15 protein-coding genes are annotated in these 18,078 nt (G+C 56.6%); 13 read left to right on the top strand and 2 right to left on the bottom strand.

Going from position 1 to position 18,078, the window contains the following annotated elements; genetic code table 11:
• Window positions 1-5: 5 nt before the first annotated feature.
• The 5 genes from cueR (at window position 6) to ACR0K9_RS18190 (ending at window position 7,938) form a co-directional block, all read left to right on the top strand.
• Window positions 6-392 carry a Cu(I)-responsive transcriptional regulator gene (cueR, locus tag ACR0K9_RS18210; RefSeq protein ID WP_152460772.1) on the top strand — a complete coding sequence of 129 codons (387 nt, stop codon included), beginning with the start codon at window positions 6-8 and terminating at the stop codon, window positions 390-392.
• A 617-nt stretch (window positions 393-1,009) separates the two neighbouring features.
• Complete coding sequence (locus ACR0K9_RS18205) at window positions 1,010-3,205, top strand: efflux RND transporter periplasmic adaptor subunit (RefSeq protein ID WP_170417912.1); 2,196 nt, start codon at window positions 1,010-1,012, stop codon at window positions 3,203-3,205.
• Window positions 3,202-6,381 carry an efflux RND transporter permease subunit gene (locus ACR0K9_RS18200; RefSeq protein WP_170417917.1) on the top strand — a complete coding sequence of 1,060 codons (3,180 nt, stop codon included), beginning with the start codon at window positions 3,202-3,204 and terminating at the stop codon, window positions 6,379-6,381. The genes ACR0K9_RS18205 and ACR0K9_RS18200 overlap by 4 nt, the downstream gene beginning before the upstream one ends.
• Before the next feature lie 29 nt (window positions 6,382-6,410).
• Window positions 6,411-6,752 carry a copper-binding protein gene (locus ACR0K9_RS18195; RefSeq protein ID WP_170417920.1) on the top strand — a complete coding sequence of 114 codons (342 nt, stop codon included), beginning with the start codon at window positions 6,411-6,413 and terminating at the stop codon, window positions 6,750-6,752.
• Window positions 6,753-7,317: 565 nt separating this feature from the next.
• Window positions 7,318-7,938, top strand: coding sequence for a class I SAM-dependent methyltransferase (locus ACR0K9_RS18190; protein WP_170417923.1), 621 nt, complete (start codon window positions 7,318-7,320; stop codon window positions 7,936-7,938).
• Between the two features lie 73 nt (window positions 7,939-8,011).
• On the opposite strand, the gene ACR0K9_RS18185 is transcribed toward ACR0K9_RS18190, so the two are convergent.
• Both ACR0K9_RS18185 and ACR0K9_RS18180 read right to left on the bottom strand, forming a co-directional pair.
• Window positions 8,012-9,367, bottom strand: a complete 1,356-nt coding sequence (locus ACR0K9_RS18185) for an ATP-binding protein (protein WP_480825334.1) — start codon at window positions 9,365-9,367, stop codon at window positions 8,012-8,014.
• A gap of 38 nt (window positions 9,368-9,405) precedes the next feature.
• Window positions 9,406-10,131: a response regulator gene (locus ACR0K9_RS18180; protein ID WP_170417925.1), complete on the bottom strand. Its 726-nt coding sequence runs from the start codon at window positions 10,129-10,131 to the stop codon at window positions 9,406-9,408.
• A 172-nt stretch (window positions 10,132-10,303) separates the two neighbouring features.
• On the opposite strand from ACR0K9_RS18180, the gene ACR0K9_RS18175 reads away from it, so the two are divergent.
• From ACR0K9_RS18175 to ACR0K9_RS18140, 8 genes are all read left to right on the top strand, one after another.
• Window positions 10,304-10,819, top strand: coding sequence for an EF-hand domain-containing protein (locus tag ACR0K9_RS18175; RefSeq protein WP_170417928.1), 516 nt, complete (start codon window positions 10,304-10,306; stop codon window positions 10,817-10,819).
• A 251-nt stretch (window positions 10,820-11,070) separates the two neighbouring features.
• A complete protein-coding gene (locus tag ACR0K9_RS18170; protein ID WP_331252139.1) occupies window positions 11,071-11,793 on the top strand; it encodes a TVP38/TMEM64 family protein in 723 nt (240 codons plus the stop codon).
• Complete coding sequence (locus ACR0K9_RS18165; RefSeq protein ID WP_157054266.1) at window positions 11,790-12,158, top strand: hypothetical protein; 369 nt, start codon at window positions 11,790-11,792, stop codon at window positions 12,156-12,158. The genes ACR0K9_RS18170 and ACR0K9_RS18165 overlap by 4 nt, the downstream gene beginning before the upstream one ends.
• Before the next feature lie 84 nt (window positions 12,159-12,242).
• Window positions 12,243-12,602, top strand: coding sequence for a hypothetical protein (locus ACR0K9_RS18160; RefSeq protein ID WP_152460765.1), 360 nt, complete (start codon window positions 12,243-12,245; stop codon window positions 12,600-12,602).
• A 132-nt stretch (window positions 12,603-12,734) separates the two neighbouring features.
• Window positions 12,735-13,784, top strand: coding sequence for a YncE family protein (locus tag ACR0K9_RS18155; protein ID WP_170417931.1), 1,050 nt, complete (start codon window positions 12,735-12,737; stop codon window positions 13,782-13,784).
• Between the two features lie 132 nt (window positions 13,785-13,916).
• Window positions 13,917-16,202: a copper-transporting P-type ATPase gene (locus ACR0K9_RS18150; protein WP_170418025.1), complete on the top strand. Its 2,286-nt coding sequence runs from the start codon at window positions 13,917-13,919 to the stop codon at window positions 16,200-16,202.
• Window positions 16,199-17,533: an APC family permease gene (locus ACR0K9_RS18145; RefSeq protein ID WP_255612171.1), complete on the top strand. Its 1,335-nt coding sequence runs from the start codon at window positions 16,199-16,201 to the stop codon at window positions 17,531-17,533. Before ACR0K9_RS18150 ends, ACR0K9_RS18145 begins: the two co-directional genes overlap by 4 nt.
• Complete coding sequence (locus ACR0K9_RS18140) at window positions 17,530-17,808, top strand: DUF2933 domain-containing protein (RefSeq protein ID WP_170417934.1); 279 nt, start codon at window positions 17,530-17,532, stop codon at window positions 17,806-17,808. The genes ACR0K9_RS18145 and ACR0K9_RS18140 overlap by 4 nt, the downstream gene beginning before the upstream one ends.
• Window positions 17,809-18,078: the final 270 nt, after the last annotated feature.

Below are 18,078 nucleotides of genomic sequence, written 5' to 3'. Positions count from 1 at the left end.
CCGCTGTGAATATCGGAGATGTAGCAGAACGTTCGGGTCTGCCTGCCAAAACCATCCGTTATTACGAGGATATCGGATTCATCAAACCCAGGCGCAGTCTGAACGGGTATCGACATTTCGACGAAAAGGAACTGCACAAACTGGCCTTCATCGGGCGGGCCCGCTCATTGGGCTTTACCATTGAGGATTGCCGTTCACTACTGGCGTTGTACGAGGACAAAGAACGCGCAAGCGCGGACGTGAAGGATATCGCCAAACAGAACCTAAAAGAAATAGATGCCAAGATCGCGGACCTGAAGGCCATGCATGCTACACTGTCTCATTTAATCGATGAATGTGCCGGAGACCACCGTCCCGACTGCCCGATCCTGAAGAACCTCGGCCAAACTTAGATGCGCTCATCGTATGAACTGCCTCCTATTTTGGCAGTTTGTTACGTGTATTCGCGGGAATCCGCTTCATTTCGATACAGCGCACCAACTCACCTGTTTTTTCCTCCGACTGGCTTGAACACTCGTTACGTTCGTCCTAACTGCACGGGATGAAGTGGAAGTTTTTCTCAGTGTTGCGAATGACGTTTCTGACATGCGTCTGCTTGGCGATGACCTTCGTCGGCACTGTTGTGGTCGCGAGCAGTGACGTCAAAAACAGTAGCACCTCTGAGCCTCACGGCGTTTCAATGGCTGCAAAGTCATCAGACTTCAAACACGACCATAGCGGTTTGCATCCGACGACTGGCCAAATCCACACGGATAGCCACGTAAATCACAGCGGAGAATGTCATTCCGGTATCTGTTGTGTTGGCGAATATCCGACCCACGTAGGACTTGCGGTTTTGGCTGAAGCTTTTGGCCAGAAAAACCGTAACATGGATTCCGACATCCACAACTCTCAAGCGCCTCTGACGCCCGATCGTCCTCCACAAATCTCCTAACATCCACAGGCCCGTCAGCGCGGGTTTTCATGTTGTTTCGGTTCGAGCATGCACTGCGACCGTCAGGAGATTATTATGCGTGGAAGATATGCGGCACTATCAGTACTTGCCTTGGCGATTGGCCTGGGTGGAGGTGTCTTTCTTGAAAGACTGTACCTGAATCCAATTGATCAGGGCCAGTCGAACGAACCAGAGGTCCTTTATTGGGTAGCACCGATGGATCCGAATTTTCGGCAGCCTGGACCTGGAAAATCGCCGATGGGTATGGACTTGATCCCGGTTTATTCTGGGCAGGAACCTACCGGCGACCCTGAAGAAGTCACCCTGAGCGCTGCGGAAATCAACGCAATTGGTGTGCGAACTGCGGTTGCACGCATGACTGATATCGAACCTCGCATCGAAACGGTGGGTTTCGTCGGCTTTGACGAACACCTGACCAATCACGTTCATACGCGTGTTGAAGGTTGGATTGAGCAACTGAAAGTTCGAGCGGTCGGTGATCGCGTTGAGAAGGGGCAAGTTTTATTTGAACTCTTTTCACCACTGATCGCAGCTGCGACCGGCGATCTTGTACGCGCAGTCGAAGCTGGTGACCCGCGGATTTTGGACGCGGCGCGCAATAAGTTGATCAGCCACGGTATGTCCGCTCGTCAGGTTGCTGAGATTGAGGCGGGCGGTGAGTTGGTTCGAAATGTGGAAATTGAGGCACCTCAAAACGGTGTCGTCATAGCTCTGAATGCCGCCGATGGCATGTACCTGCAGCCAGGCACGCTTGCTTTTTCGGTAACCGATCTTTCTGAAGTATGGCTGATCGTTGATGTATTTGAACGAGATATTGCACGTTTGTCGGAAGATATGCGCGCGATAGCAAGGTTCGAGCACCTACCCGGTCGCACCTTCGAAGGCGACATCGACTATGTTTACCCTGAGCTTGATCCGCAAACCCGAACTCTTCCCGTAAGGCTTAGTTTCGATAACACCGACGGCGTGCTGCGGCCGGGCATGTTTGGCAGTGTTAGCCTTATACCGGATGAAAGCCGAAATGTTCTCACTGTTCCATCAGAGGCGTTAATTCGTACCGGTTCGGCGGAACGCGTCATCTTAAAAACAGGCGATGGTACTTTTCGCCCGAGACTGGTGACTACAGGTCTTCGAGACAGTTTCGGCGAGGGGGGTCGAACAGAAGTTCTGCAAGGGCTTGAACCTGGTGAGGAAGTTGTCGCATCCGCACAGTTTCTAATCGACAGTGAAAGTGCTTTGAGCGCCGGTTTCACCCGAATGGCACCAACGGATACCGAACCAGCACGCGGGGCAGGCACCCTGGTTTCACTCGATGCCCAAAATCGTATGGCAACTGTTCGTCACGATGTTCTCGAAAGCCTCGATTGGCCCGCAATGACTTCGCAGTTTCCGGTGAGGTCTGGTGTTTCGCTCGACAGCTTGAGTGCAGGCGACGCAGTCGCTTTCGTGATCGCACGGGGTGCGGATGGGCTTCTGAGCCTGATGGAGCTTGCACCAGACGATGGTATTGCCGGAACTGGTGCCGGAATCGCGCGCGCCGTCACTTCAGACGGCAAATTGACGCTTGAGCACGGACCGATCCCCGAGCTCGGTTGGGCCGCCATGACAATGGATTTGCCTGTTGTAGGAGTAGATCTCACTACCGTGCCAATCGACATGCCAATTGAGTTTGATCTGGCTGAGGGAGAAGGGGGGATGTTCTCGATTGTGGCAATTCGCGAAGAGGGCTCGCCGCCGACGGATTCCGTTGAACCCGAAGAAACCGACACGCCTTCTGCTCCACCGATTGTAGTCACCGGCACGATCAACCTCGTTAATGCTGAGGCGGGAACGGCAACCATCACTCACGGGCCGATGACTGAGATTGGCATGCCCGGAATGACCATGGATTTCCCATTAGAACCTACATTGGACACAAGCATGCTCGAAGTCGGTTCTGAAATGACTCTGACTTTCGCGCGTGCAGATGGCATGACAATGGTGTTGGCTGCGGCAACGCCTATTGCACCGCCACTTCAGGTTTCTGGCCGGATTAACAGTATCGACCCGAACGCGCGTACCGCGAACGTAACACACGGTCCGATGACTGAGATCGGCATGCCGGGCATGACCATGGATTTCCCGGTTGCGGAGGGGATTGAGGTTTCTAACTTGCCTGTAGGGATTGATGTTTCTTTGATCCTTCGCCGCAATCCCGACTTTTCGATGACGCTGTTAGAGGTCGCGCTTGATGGGAGTGTTACGCAGTGATCACGGCCATCATTCGTTCTTCGCTCGCCAACAGGTTCGTCATCTTGGCCCTCGCATTCATGATAGGAGTTGCGGGTATTTGGGCCATTCGTGAGACGCCGGTTGATGCAATCCCGGATCTGTCGGATGTCCAGGTAATTGTTCGCACGCCATATCCCGGGCAAGCGCCTCAAGTTGTCGAAAACCAAATCACATATCCACTTGCGACAGCCCTATTGGCCGTACCCGGTGCAAAAGACGTTCGCGGGTTCTCGTTCTTTGGAGACAGCTTTGTATATGTTGTCTTTGAGGACGGGACGGACCTCTACTGGGCTCGGTCGCGTGTGCTCGAATACTTGGGCCAGATTACCGGCAGCTTACCTGAGGGCGTGTCACCACAACTTGGCCCTGATGCGACTGGGGTCGGGTGGATTTATCAGTATGCGCTGGTTGACAGAACCGGAAATCATGATCTGGCTCAGCTCAGGACTCTGCAGGATTGGTTTCTGAAATACGAATTACAAGCCGTGGAAGGCGTCTCAGAAGTCGCCACCATCGGCGGAATGGTCAAACAGTACCAGGTCGTCGTCGACCCAAACAAACTACGTGCCTATGACATAACACTTGCACAATTGAGGACGGCTATTCAGGCGGCCAACCGCGAGACGGGCGGCAGCGTCATTGAGATGGGGGAAGCCGAATTCATGGTCAGGTCCTCGGGCTACATTGACGAATTGTCAGACCTTGCAAGCGCGCCGTTGATGGTCAACGACCGTGGCGCCGCTCTGACGCTTGGAGACGTCGCTGAAATCCGTCTGGGGCCGGAAATGCGGCGCGGTGTCGGAGAACTCGACGGGCAAGGAGACGCGGTTGGTGGAGTAGTCATTCTGCGATGGGGTGGGAATGCGTTGGCAACGATCAAAGCGGTGGAGGCGCGCATCGAAGAGTTGCGCTCAAACCTGCCGGAGGGGGTCGAAATCATAACGACCTACGACCGATCTGGTGTGATCGAGCGTGCTATCGATAACCTCCAGAAGAAACTGACGCAGGAATTCATTGTCGTTGTTCTTGTGTGCGCGGCTTTTCTACTTCATCTGCGGTCATCCCTCGTAATTCTTCTGTCGCTCCCTCTGGGAATCTTTGCCGCATTTATTCTGATGAAGGCGCAAGGAGTAAACGCAAACATCATGTCGCTCGGCGGCATAGCCATCGCTATTGGTGCGATGGTCGACGCATCGATTGTGATGATCGAGGCGATGCACAGGCGGTTGGAAAAAGAAAAGCTCACAGCAGAGAACCGATGGCGGATTGTGCAAGAGTGCGCTTCTGAGGTGGGACCAGCCCTTTTTTATTCTCTGGCGATTATCACGGTTAGTTTTTTGCCTGTTTTCGTTCTGGAAAATCAGGAAGGTAGGCTCTTCTCGCCACTCGCTTATACCAAAACCTACGCCATGGCTGCAGCCGCCATCCTTTCGATAACGCTGGTTCCGGTCTTGATGGGTTACTTTGTAAGGGGGCGTATTCTACCGGAGCGAAAAAATCCGCTAAATCGCTTGGTTGTGTTCGTGTACCGCCCATTTCTGGACGCGGCAATTGCCTGGCCATGGGCAACAACACTGTTGGCCGGCGTTCTGGTGACGTCCATGTGGTACCCGTACCAGAGAATTGGCTCTGAATTCATGCCCGAGTTGAACGAAGGTGATTTTCTCTACATGCCGAGCTTCTACCCCGGGATCTCGACGGGAAAAGCCCGTGAGGTACTGCAGCAGACCAACCGCCTGATCGCGACCGTGCCAGAAGTCGAAACTGTTCACGGTAAAGTTGGGCGTGCGGAGACTGCAACCGATCCAGCACCTCTAACGATGGTGGAGACCACAATCCAACTCAAGCCGGAAGAAGAATGGCGCCCCGGCATGACAATGGAGAAAATCCGGAATGAGCTCGATCGTATCGTTCAGGTTCCGGGCGTTACAAATGTTTGGATCCAACCTATCAAGAACCGCATCGATATGCTTGCGACAGGTATCCGTACTCCTGTCGGTGTCAAAATATCCGGCACCGACTTGGAGGTCATTACAGATATAGGGATCGAAGTAGAGCGTGCGGTCGCTGATATTGATGGAACGGCTTCCGCCTACGCAGAGCGACCTGTTGGCGGGCGTTTCATCGAAATCGACGTCAAACGAGATGCCGCCTCCCGATACATGATGAGTGTTCGAGAAGTTCAGGACGTAGTGCAGACCGCAATTGGCGGTATGCAAGTGTCGGAATCTGTGGAGGGGCTGGAGAGGTTTCCTATAAACCTTCGGTACCCTCAGGCATGGCGAGACAGCCCGGAACGGCTCGAAAATCTTCCTGTCGTCACGCCGTCGGGTGCTCATGTGCCACTGTCCGCTCTCGCCGATATTCGAATAGTTGACGGGCCGGGAATGATACGATCAGAGAACGCTCGACGAACTGGGTTCGTGTTCATCGACATCGCGGGGCGCGACCTGGGCGGCTATGTGGCCGAAGCACAAGAGGTGGTTACAGAAAAGGTCGACCTGCCTCCAGGTTACTCGCTGACTTGGTCAGGGCAGTATGAGTACATAGAGAGAATGCAGGACAGGTTGACGATCGTTGCTCCTGCAACCCTGCTAATTATCACGCTCATGCTTTTCTTGGCGTTCAATCGGGTGATTGAGGTCGGGATAATTCTTGCGGCGCTCCCGGTCGCATTGGCAGGTGGGGTTTGGTTCTTATGGTATCTTAACTTCGATATCTCAATTGCTGTGCTCGTGGGCTTCATCGCGCTGGCGGGAGTTGCCGTGGAAACAGCGATTGTCATGTTGTTGTACCTCAATCTTGCTTGGGAGAAACGTCGAGGGCTGGCGCAATCGGAACAGCGAAAGCTGACACGTGACGATATCGAAGACGCGGTGTTCGAAGGAGCCGTTCTTCGGGTTCGGCCGAAGGTAATGACTGTAGCCACGATCTTTGCAGCACTGATACCCATCATGTACGGCACCGGTACAGGCTCTGAAATCATGCAGCGGATCGCTGCGCCGATGATTGGGGGCATGGTGACAGCGACCCTTCTTACGCTTTTTGTCATTCCCGCAATATTCGTGATTTGGAAACGGCTCGCGCTCAATCGCGTGAACCGAGAGATCTCCCACACGATCCAGGAAGTGCCCCCTGCGCTTCCGGCAGAATAATACCCACAACCTTGAAACAGGAGCATCTGATGAAAACTTTGACTGCAATTTTGGCCCTATTGGCCGTGTCTACAACATCCGGCATCGCGCAAACGAACCACGGCATGGACCATTCCAACATGCCCATGTCTTCCGAACAGATGGAAGGTGCGGTCCACGCAAAGGCTTTGGTGAACTCAATTGGCGACGAAACCGCTAACGTCAGCCATGATCCGATCCCCGAGATCGGGTGGCCCGCGATGACGATGGATTTGCAGCTTCTTGAGAATGCCCAGATGATGGGTGAGATCAGCGCAGGTGACGAAGTCACACTGATGTTGGTCAAAAGCGATGATGGTATGTATGCGATCGGCGCGATCATGAAAAACTGAGTCTGTTGATGCGGCAGCTATTCACCAATGATGTGATTGTTCGCCGTTTCAACGACTGTAGGAAATTCTATGAACTAAGAGAAATGGAGTAGGAGCCACTCAAGAACCAAATCGTATTTCAACGATCTGTGGCTCTGCTCATAAGTTATCAGTCCATTGTCGGTTAAAGGCGCTTTAAGCAATTCGTTGACTGATTGAAGCTCCAAAGCTCAGAAAATCTTCCGGCTATACTGATTGAACAGAGCAATCCAGGCAAGCAGTACACAAACTGCCAACGCTTCGGTATCTCCGGCCCGCGCCACTGCAGTTAAACTGCGCAAAATTCTGGAGCTACTTGCGCAGCCCAGTGGAAATCTGACCGACAAGCAAATCCCACCTAAAACATTTCACAATTGGAATGTGTGTACTACATTGTCGCCGAGATGACTTCACGCGGCCATTCAACGGACCAGCGTCGAATTGTCTGGGGCGTTGCCTTGTTGGTTTTTGCTTCAGTCGAAAACGCAGCGCGGAGCGGTCAAAATGAGGATATCTCCAGGGCGACGACTTGGGAAAACGATACGACATGACAGCTAACACAAGAGAGCACTGGGACGATGTCTATGGCGAGAAGTTTGACACCCAATTGAGTTGGCACGAGGATGATCCAGAGATATCGCTTGAACTCATCGAGTTGATCAGAGTGTCTAAGCCTTCATCCGTCATCGACATTGGTGGAGGTACATCTCGTCTTGCTGGAGCGTTGCTTGCGAAGGGGCTCCATGACGTGACAGTTCTCGATCTATCGCAGGTCGCGTTGGACACGGCCCGGGAAAGGTTGGGGCGCGCCGCTGAAACAGTCACTTGGATTTCTGCAGATATAACTTCTTGGGTCCCCGATCGCAGATATGACGTCTGGCATGATAGGGCGGTTTTTCACTTTCTCGTGGATACATCGCAACGCGCGGCCTATCTGGAAAGCGTGAAGAAAGGGGTAAAAATTGGCGGCCATGTGATCATTGCTACGTTTGCACTTGATGGGCCGGAGACTTGCAGTGGTCTCCCTGTCGCCCGCTATAGTCCGAGCGATATCGCCGTGCTTTTTGAGGAACACTTTGAACTCGTCGCGCATCGCCATCACCTGCACCAAACCTCTTGGGGGGAAAGTCAGTCTTTCCAGTTCAGTGTTCTCCGCCGCTGCGTTTGAGCCCACACCTGAAACTGGCCCAAAGCGGTACGCTTCCAATAAGCTTTCGGGGCATGCCGATTGTGTTCACAAGTTACGTTTGGCCCTCAAAAACTGGCAGAACCACCTTAGCGCACAAGCCGCCAGTTTCCCCGTTTAGCAATTCTATCGTGCCACCGTGCGACTGGATGATCGTACGTGCGATCGACAGCCCCAAGCCGGTTCCGCCAGTCTCTCGCGAGCGGGATGTTTCAAGCCGCACGAATGGGTCGAATACCGCATCGAGCATATGCTCGGGGATGCCGGGCCCCTGATCCTGGATCAATATTTTTGCCTCATTCCCCTCTTGCATGACTGAGACGTTGGCCCGGGCACCATACCGGCAGGCGTTTTCAATGATATTGCGCAGAGCTCGCTTCATCAGCATCGGCCGAAGCGTGACGGCCGGATTGTCTGCGACCGATACTTCAACCGTGTCACCGGCTTGCACAATGTCTTCGGTCGTTTTGGTTACGAATTCACCAATTGGGACGGTACTGGAAGGTTCGCGCGTGGCCACGCCCTTGGCAAATGACAGGGTGGAGTCCACCATCTCCTGCATTTCCTCGATGGTCTCGATCAGATGGTCACGGGTCTCCTCTTCCTCCACCAGTTCGGCGCGAACCCGCAATCCCGTCAGTGGCGACCGCAAATCGTGACCCAGCGCCCCCAATAGTCTGGTCCGATCGGCAACATAGCGAGTCAGCCTATCACGCATATGGTTGAACGCCTGCGTCAAATCTCGCACCTCGGTCGGACCAGAAACCGTCAGTTCCTGGACGTCTTCACCGCGACCAAACTGGTCTGCAGCCAGTGACAGGCGGCGCAACGGGCCGGTCAGCCGTGTCAGTAGAAACCAAATGGCTGCTCCAAGAATTAAAGTTGCAGTGAAACCGAAGCTGACGAAGGACTGCAAAGGCCATTGCAGAGGAGGGTTATGGAACCGGGTATCCACGTTGAGCCATTGATCGGTCGTCAGAGCGATCGACAGCTGCATTTCAATTGCGGAAACGTGATCACGCATCATTGCCATGTGCATTTCAGCCATTGTAGACGGAACACCTTCAACCGGCAGCATATCGGGAGAGAACTCATGCAACTCTACCCGGATGGGACGGTTTTCATAGCCTGGCAGAATTCTGCGGATTGTGTTTTCGACCGTCCCACCAGCGCTATGTCCGGTGTGATCGACTGCGGGCGTATCTGTAAGGCTGAAACGCACCAGTGGAGAACTTGCCGCCCGCAGGATCGCGTCGTGCATCTCGGGTGGAGCTTCTTCAATCAGCCGCGCGATGTTTGCGGCGCGTCCGGCGGTTTCCAGGCCAAGGGCCATGTGCACTGCCATTGAGCGTTCGTCGACGAACAGCCACAGGCTGACCAGTTGCGCGGCAGCCAGCGCGGCGATGATCAAAAGGATAAGCTGACCGCGCAGACTTTGGGCAAAGGCTTTCATCCCGTAAGCTCGCTCACGTCGGTCGACAGGCAATAACCGCCACCTCTTATCGTGGTGATGAGCTTCGGCCGCGTTGGGTCAGCTTCGATCTTGCGACGCAAGCGGCTGACCTGGTTGTCGATCGTACGGTCGAACAAGTGCGGGCTGCGGCCGGCGGTCAAATCCAGCAGTTCGTCTCGCGACAGGAGTTTGCGGGGCCGCTGCAGGAATACGGCCAGCAGCCGGACATCGGCGGTGGTCAGACTTTCTTCGGCCCCTTCGGCGGATATCAAGGTGCGACTGTCGGCATCCAGAACCCAGCTTCCAAAGGCGATCCGTTTGCCGCTCAGATCGCCAGCCGGGGGGACGGTGGTTTCGGAACGCCGCAGGATCGCCTTGATCCGGGCCAGCAATTCACGTGGGTTGAATGGTTTGGGCAGGTAGTCATCGGCGCCGATCTCTAAACCCACGATACGGTCGGTGTCATCGCTGAGGGCTGTCAGCATCAGGATCGGCGGGCCACCGGCCGCGGACAGGCGGCGACAGACCGACAATCCGTTTTCGCCCGGCATCATGATGTCGAGTACGATAAGATCAATCCGACCGGCCGCCAGTCGTGCGTCCATCTCGGTTGCGTCGCGCGCGGTACTGGCGCGCAACCCATTCTTTTCCAGATAGCGGCTGACAGCATCACGGATTTCGCGGTGGTCGTCGACAATCAAGATATGTGGTGCTTCAGTCATGGCGCAATCATAAGCCCCGGCGCGGTACAAATCCCGGCTTTTTTGTATCCCTTTGTATCAGTTGGGCGGGCTGCGACACAACGATACAAACCGGGTTGAGCAGGGGGGTGGTGGCGCGACCGAGGGCGGCCATATGCTTTGTGTAGAAACAAAAACCCGAGAGGTGAAAGTCATGAAACGTACCTTCACGCTGGCCGCTGGAGCCATTGCCGCGACTTTGATGGCGCTGCCCGCGCTTGCCGCCGGTCAGCATGGCAGCAGCGCGCAGATGCAGGGCCATGAGGGCGGCATGATGCAGGGTGCGCCCGGCGGCATGATGGGCGATCACGCAGGCATGATGCAAATGATGGTGAAAATGCATGGCCAGATGATGGGCGGCAACTGGCTGGCGGTTCTGGACATGGACGAGGACGGTCGCCCGAGCGAATCTGAGATCGCCGAAGGTCTGAAGGCCCGGATGCAGGCGCATGACGTCAATGGAGATGGCAACCTGTCGATTGATGAGTTCGAAGCGCTGCATTCCGGGATGATCCGCGAAACCATGGTGGACCGATTTCAGCATCTTGATGCCAATGGCGATGGCGTTGTGACCACAGGGGAAATCGAGAAAGGCGCAAAGACGATGTCGCCGAAACACGGCATGAAGGCCTCGAAACCTGTGACAAAGGCTTCTGAAACCAACAACTGAAACGCAACCGTGTAGCCGGGTCATCGCACTCGGCACAAACCACTGAGGAACAAAGCGATGATGGGCTATGGCGCTGGAATGGGGTTTGGAATGATCTGGATGTTGCTGATCGCAGTGTTGATCGTTCTGGCGATCGTAGCGCTGATCAAATACATCGCTAAGTGACCTCGGAATCCGTCACTCCCGTTTAGGGGTGGAGGGCTATGTCATAGGAGGAACGAAAGCTGGAGGGCCTGCACAGCAATAGCCGTTTGGTTTTCATCGCGGTTTTGATCGCGTTGCTGATCGCCACCATCTGGTTGTGGCTGTCTGGCGCGTTGGACGCAGGACTATCGCGCGAAGTCATTACTGCGTGGGTGGATTGGGCCGGCCCGTTCGGACCCGTTGTCATCATCGGCTTCATGACAGCCGCAGTGGTTGCCAGCCCAATCCCCAGCGCTCCGATCGCTGTCGCTGCCGGGGTGGCATATGGGCATGGGCTGGGAACCGCATTGGTTGCTATCGGAGCGGAGTTGGGGGCGCTGCTGGCGTTCCTGATAGCCCGTTGGTTGGGGCGCGACGCGCTGCGCCAGTGGTTCGGCGACAAGCTGGACTTGGGGTTGCTTGGATCGCAGAATGCCCTGATGTTGACCGTGTTCACCAGCCGCCTGATGCCTTTCGTTTCTTTCGACATGGTCAGCTATGCCGCCGGTCTGACCCGACTTCAATTTTGGCGGTTCGCACTGGCCACCTTGGCTGGACTCCTGCCGGCCAGTTTCGTTCTGGCCCATCTGGGCAGCCAGATTACCGAAACCGCGACAGGCGGCACCAGCCTTGCGGTTATCGGGCTTGGGCTGTTGACGGGGGCGCCACTTATCTGGTTGGCTTGGAAACGCAAGATGCCTGTTGGCTCTTCAGACCACGAATTGAGCCAGATCAATGCGACCGGTCCAAGCGGCCCTAAACTGTTGGAGAATGGAGGAAACCCTAAGTGATCCGCGCACAATGGATATCAACTGCGACACGGACGGCCCGAGCCATGGGCCGGCTGCAGGTCCTGTTGATCTGTGCGTTGGTGGTTTCGATGCTGATCTCTGTTGTGCCGTCCCATGCCGGGCATGACATCGCGAAGGCCGCCACCCAGGCCGAGCTTGTGATCGATGACAGCGGTGGGTATCCCGCGTCTCATCCATCAGAAGAATTAGACTGCTCAGTGCACCCGGGCTGCTATGCGATGGCAGTTATGGCGGCACCTGAATTGCTCTCGATGCGTATTGCTACGCCCGTGGCGCCAGAACGGTTCCGGCCACGCGCAAGCCTGCCGGTCGCACCACTACCACATCCGCCAAACCTGTCCTGAACGTGACCGGCAATGGCTCCGGAATCGCTCCGGGGTCTTGCCCAAGCCGTTGATTGCGGCCCAACTCAGTTCAGGACACTTACCATGCTTACCATTCTGTACTTTTTCGTCACGGGCGTGGTGCTATTCGCACTGTTGCGCCTGACCTGTGGCCCCTGTGTGATGGGGACACAAGAACATCATCCCGGTGTTCCGGTGACAACCCTTGGCTGGGCGCTCAGCCTGTTTCTGGCCGCAACCTACCTGCTGTGCGTGGCCTTTGACCTGATCTTTCCAAGTTTTGCCATGTACCGGGCTTGGATCGGCCTGATGCCCGGAATGACTTGGCTCAGCCTGCCCTCATTCCTGTTGGGACTGTTATGGGCGTTTCTCTACGGCTGGTACGCCGCGTTGCTGTTCGGCGGACTGTTCAATGTCTTTGCGGCTCGCACAAAACTCAACTGATTGAAAGGACAAAGCCATGAAGGCCATCGCTCTGACCCTGCTTTTGACGCCCTTCCTGATGGCCGTCATCTACCGGATTTTTCTGCACGTGCCCGCCAATGCGCGCGTTTCAGTTGACGAAAGGAAACCTAAATGACCCTGTTCAATCTGGCCGCAGGCCTGTCCGTCGCAGCTTTGACTGCGCCTTCGCTCACGCTGGCGGCAACCGTGTTCATTCCCGAAGGCAGCGCGGACTCGGTTCTGGTGATCGACTCCGAAACCGGCAAGACCGTCGAGCGGCTGCCGAGGCTCGTGGCGGTCCATGGGCTGGCCGGCGCGCCCGGCTTTAAGTACCTGGTCGCGGGCAGCTACGCAGAAACCGAGGCCACAACGCCACCAAAACCCGAAGGTATGTCCAAGGATGAACACGCTGCGCACCACGCCAAGCGCGATGTCACTGCGTTGCCCAAAGACAAGGGGCGGAGCCTGCTGACGATCCTTGATGCGGAAACACGCGAGGTCGTCCGCCAGATCGAGGTTCCAGGTGCGGTGCATCACACTGCGGTGTCGCCCGACGGGCGGTTCGCGGTGGCGACCCATCCGGGCGGTGACGGTATTTCGATCGTCGATCTCGATAAGCTCAGCTTCCTTGGTTTCGTAGCAACCGGGCCAATGCCCAACTATGCGGTATTCGCGCCTGACGGCGACAGGGTCTATGTCACCAATACCGGCAATGGTACACTTAGCGAAGTGGATGTCGTCAAAGGCTTCGTCGTACGCAACATGCCCGTCGGCGAAGGCCCTGAGCATCTTGTACTTAACGCCACCGGCAGCGCCGCCTTCGTAGCCGACAGTGATGGTGGCAAGGCCTTCCGCGTAGATCTTGCCAGCGGTTCTGTCACCGAAACCTATGACATTGGAGGCGAGTTGCACGGGATCGGCCTGTCCGACCGCGAGGGCGTACTGTTCGTGGCCGCCAAAGGCACCGACCGGTTGTTGTCGATTGATCTTGCTACGGGCAAACAGCGCTCGACCAACCTGTCACCGGCACCTTATCACCTGACGACCATACCGAACTCAGGCAAAGTGATGGTATCAAGCCGAACCGAACCGAAGGTCTGGATCGTCGATCAAGTCAGCCTGACGGCTATTACCGAAATGCCGATACTGGGTGAGGGCCACCAGATGGTTGTTCTGCCCTGAAGGACTGTGCCCGGCATTGCGTAATTAAACGGCTCTACGACCAAAGCTTAAACCAGGGAGCAGAACATGACAGAAGACCACGACATCAGAATCCACGCGAACGGCCCGACCGAGGTCGCTTACGTCTGCCCCATGCATTCTGACGTGCGTCAATCTGGGCCCGGCGACTGTCCCAAATGCGGGATGCACCTTGTGCCCGAGGGCGAGGTGGATGCGCATGCGCATCACCACCATTCCGCGCATCATGGCGCGACGGACGAGAACGGTGAATATGACATCGTTCCGACAGGCTATGACGGACCCGTATATACCTGCCCGATGCATCCGCAGGTGCGGCAAACCCATCCCGGGTCCTGTCCACTCTGCGGCATGGGGTTGGAGCTGGAAAGCGCGGCGATGGTGGACGAGGGGCCGAACCCGGAACTGGTGGATTTCACCCGGCGCCTATGGGTAGGTGCGATTCTGACGCTTCCACTTTTGGTTTTCACGATGGGCCCCTACGTTGGGCTGTCTGGTGTGCGAGAGATTTTTGGTGAGCGAACAACCCTATGGATTGAACTGATACTTGGCACTCCGGTTGTTCTTTGGTGCGGTTGGCCATTTCTGGAACGAGGGTGGAATTCGTTTCGCACCATGAACCTGAACATGTTCTCGTTGATTGCCATGGGGGTTTCGGCCGCGTGGCTGTTCAGCGTTGTCGCCGTATTGATGCCCCACATATTTCCGGACGGTTTTCGAGATTCAGAAGGCCATGTTGGGGTCTATTTCGAAGCGGCCGCAGTTATCGTTACACTTGTTCTGCTCGGGCAGGTGATGGAACTGCGGGCACGCGAAGGCACAGGAAAGGCAATCCGCGCTTTGCTGGACATGGCCGCAAAGACCGCCCGCATTATCCGCCCTGACAGCAGTGAAGAGGAAATTCCGCTTGAAGAAGTACAGGTAGGTGACCGCCTTCGCGTACGCCCCGGCGACAAGGTGCCAGTAGACGGCATTGTACTCGAAGGGCGCTCATCTGTTGACGAAAGCATGATCTCTGGCGAACCGGTTCCGGTCGAAAAGGTACAAGGCGAGCCGGTCACAGGGGCCACAATCAACGGCACCGGTAGCCTTGTGATCGAAGCAACCCGAGTGGGCTCTGACACAATGCTGTCCCAGATTGTCGAAATGGTGGCCAACGCGCAACGCTCGCGCGCACCAATTCAGAAATACGCTGACAAAGTGGCGGGCTGGTTTGTACCGGCGGTCATAAGTATAGCTGCGCTGGCCTTTATTGCATGGGCAATTTGGGGACCGGCTCCGGCGCTCTCCTACGCCTTGATCGCAGCGGTGTCGGTACTGATCATAGCTTGCCCGTGCGCGCTTGGCCTGGCCACTCCGATGTCGATCATGACGGCCACGGGGCGCGGGGCGCAGGCCGGAGTGCTGATCAAAAATGCCGAAGCGCTGGAGCGGTTCGAGAAGATCGATACTTTGATCGTCGACAAAACTGGCACGCTGACCATGGGCAAGCCAAAGCTTGTGGCTGTATTACCCGAACCTGGCCATGACGAGGTCGAGGTGCTGCGGCTGGCCGCAACGCTGGAGAAGGGCTCGGAGCACCCGTTAGCTGAGGCAATCGTCACAGGAGCCGAGGAACGTGGCGTAGCCCTGTCCGACGCCAGTGACTTCGAGGCGGTGACTGGTAAAGGCGTGAAAGGCACGGTGGATGGCCGCCCCGTCGCGCTCGGCAATCTGAAACTGGTCACCGATCTCGGACTCGAGGCGGCCGAACTGACGGCCAAGGCCAATGCGCGTCGGGATGACGGCGAAACGGTGATGTTCGTGATGCTTGATGGTTCAGTGGCGGGGTTGGTCTGCGTCGCCGACCCGGTCAAGGAAACAACACCAGCCGCACTCAAGGCGCTGCACGAACTGGGTTTCCGGATCATCATGGCGACTGGCGACAACGAACGCACTGCAAAGGCGGTGGCCGAACGTCTGGGTATCGATGAGATTCGAGCCGACGTACTGCCCGAGGACAAGGCCCGCATAATTCGCGAACTGCAGGAGAAAGGCGCAAAGGTCGCCATGGCGGGTGACGGAGTGAACGACGCACCCGCGTTAGCGCAGTCCGATGTGGGCATCGCCATGGGGACCGGTGCCGACGTGGCGATCGAAAGTGCAGGCTTCACGCTGGTCAACGGAAGCCTTGATGGCATCGTGCGCGCCCGTAGGCTGGCCCGCGCTACCATGCGCAATATCCGGCAAAACCTATTCTTTGCCCTGATCTACAACGCCTCGGGCGTTCCGGTGGCGGCGGGTCTTCTGTTCCCGCTTTTCGGCATCCTGATCAGCCCGATGTTTGCGGCCTTCGCTATGAGTGCTTCATCGATTTCAGTGGTGTTGAATGCGCTGCGATTGCGGGGGGCGAAGATTTGAGCACGCACGAGCATAGTACCCACGGCGCCAGTGGCGCGCTGAAGCCCGGATCAATCTCGCTGACCGGAGCCGTCGCCATGGGGACCGGCGTGATGATTGGCGCTGGGATCTTTGCACTTACCGGACAGATCGCCGGGCTGGCGGGGCCATGGTTTCCGCTGTCCTTCGTGGTCGGGGCCGTGGTGACGGTTTTCAGCGCCTATACCTATATCGCCATGTCCAACGCCTGGCCCTCATCAGGCGGCATCGCCATGATCCTGACCAAGGCATATGGGCCCGGGGCGGTTGCGGCGGCGGCCTCGCTGCTGATGGCACTGTCGATGGTGATCAACGAAAGCCTCGTCGCGCGTACTTTCGCGACCTATGCGCTCCGCCCGTTCAACATCGAGAGCGGACCGCTGGTGTCTTTGGTCGCTGTTGCGCTGATCGTCTTTGCCTATGCGGTGAACCGGTCGGGCAACCGGTCGGTGGGGTTGTGGTCGATCATCATGTCGGCGCTCAAGATAGGCGGGATCGCAATATTCGGCATCGCCGCACTTTGGGCTGCGGGCGGAACCTGGCAGGTTCAGGGCTCGGAACCGGCCGCGCCGCTGGGGTTCGTCGCCTCGGTAGCCCTGTCGATCCTCGCCTTCAAGGGCTTTACCACCATCACCAACAGCGGGGCCGAGATCGTCGACCCGCACCGCAATGTCGGGCGCACCATCATGATCTCGATCGCGATCTGCGCGGTGGTCTACCTGCTGGTCGCCCTTGCCGTCGGTGTCAGCCTGCCGCCCGAGCAAATCCGCGCGGCGCAGGACTATGCCCTGGCCGAGGCTGCCAGGCCGGTGCTGGGGCAGGGCGGGTTCTACCTGACCGTGGCGCTGGCGATGGTGGCGACGGCCTCGGGGCTGATCGCCAGCGTTTTCGCTGTGTCCCGGATGCTGGCGATGCTGACCGACATGAAGATGATCCCGCACAGCCATTTCGGCATGACGGGCAGCATCCAGTCTCACACGCTGATCTACACGGTCGTGATTGCGGGCCTGCTTGCGGTGTTGTTCGACCTGTCTCGCATCGCCTCGTTGGGGGCGTTCTTTTACCTGGTGATGGACATGGCGGTGCATTGGGGTGTCTGGCGACGCTTGCGCGGTCAGATCAAAGCCCGTGGATGGGTCTTGCTGACCGCCCTGGCGCTGGACTGCGTAGTCCTGACCGCGTTCACAATACTCAAGCTGCGCTCCGACCCGATGATCGTAGTATATGCCGTTGCTGGCATCGGCTTGGTCTTCGTCTATGAGCGCATCTTTCTCAAACAATGGATCATCGAAAAGGAGACAAATCAGCTATGACCCAATCAAATTTCGACGAAACCCGCGCCACACAGGAGACGACCGAAAGGGTCAGCTCTGACGTAACGGCCGAAGCGCCCAAAACCGAAGATCAGACGGCCAACGGTGCCAAGCGTAATTGGCTCCCGGTTGTCATTGCGATCGCGTTGGGCGCCGCTGTTCTGGGCTGGGAATACCGCGAGACACTCTATCCTTTGCTCAGTTCTCCGTTGCTGTTCTTGCTGGTCTGCGTGGGCATGCATTTCTTAATGCATCGCGGCCACGGCAAACACTGAGAACGGCGCCCTGTATGGCTGGCGGCTTTGCGGCAAGAACACTGCGCAACAAGGAGCAGCAACGGCCAACTGATCAGAACAAATTTGTAACCCAATAAGGAAGGGAAATTGCCATGTTAGCAAATCCAATTCGGAGAGCAGCAACTGAACTGCACCTGACGGCCGGTGCACTAACTGTAAAGGCATTGCACGGTGACACCGACGAAGATCACTCTGATGAATAGGGAATGGGGCATCGCGGTGAAGAAGAGGACCAAGGCGACTGATCCA

The organism is Ruegeria sp. L12, assembly GCF_056531745.1.
This window is presented reverse-complemented; position numbering and strand designations above follow the sequence as displayed.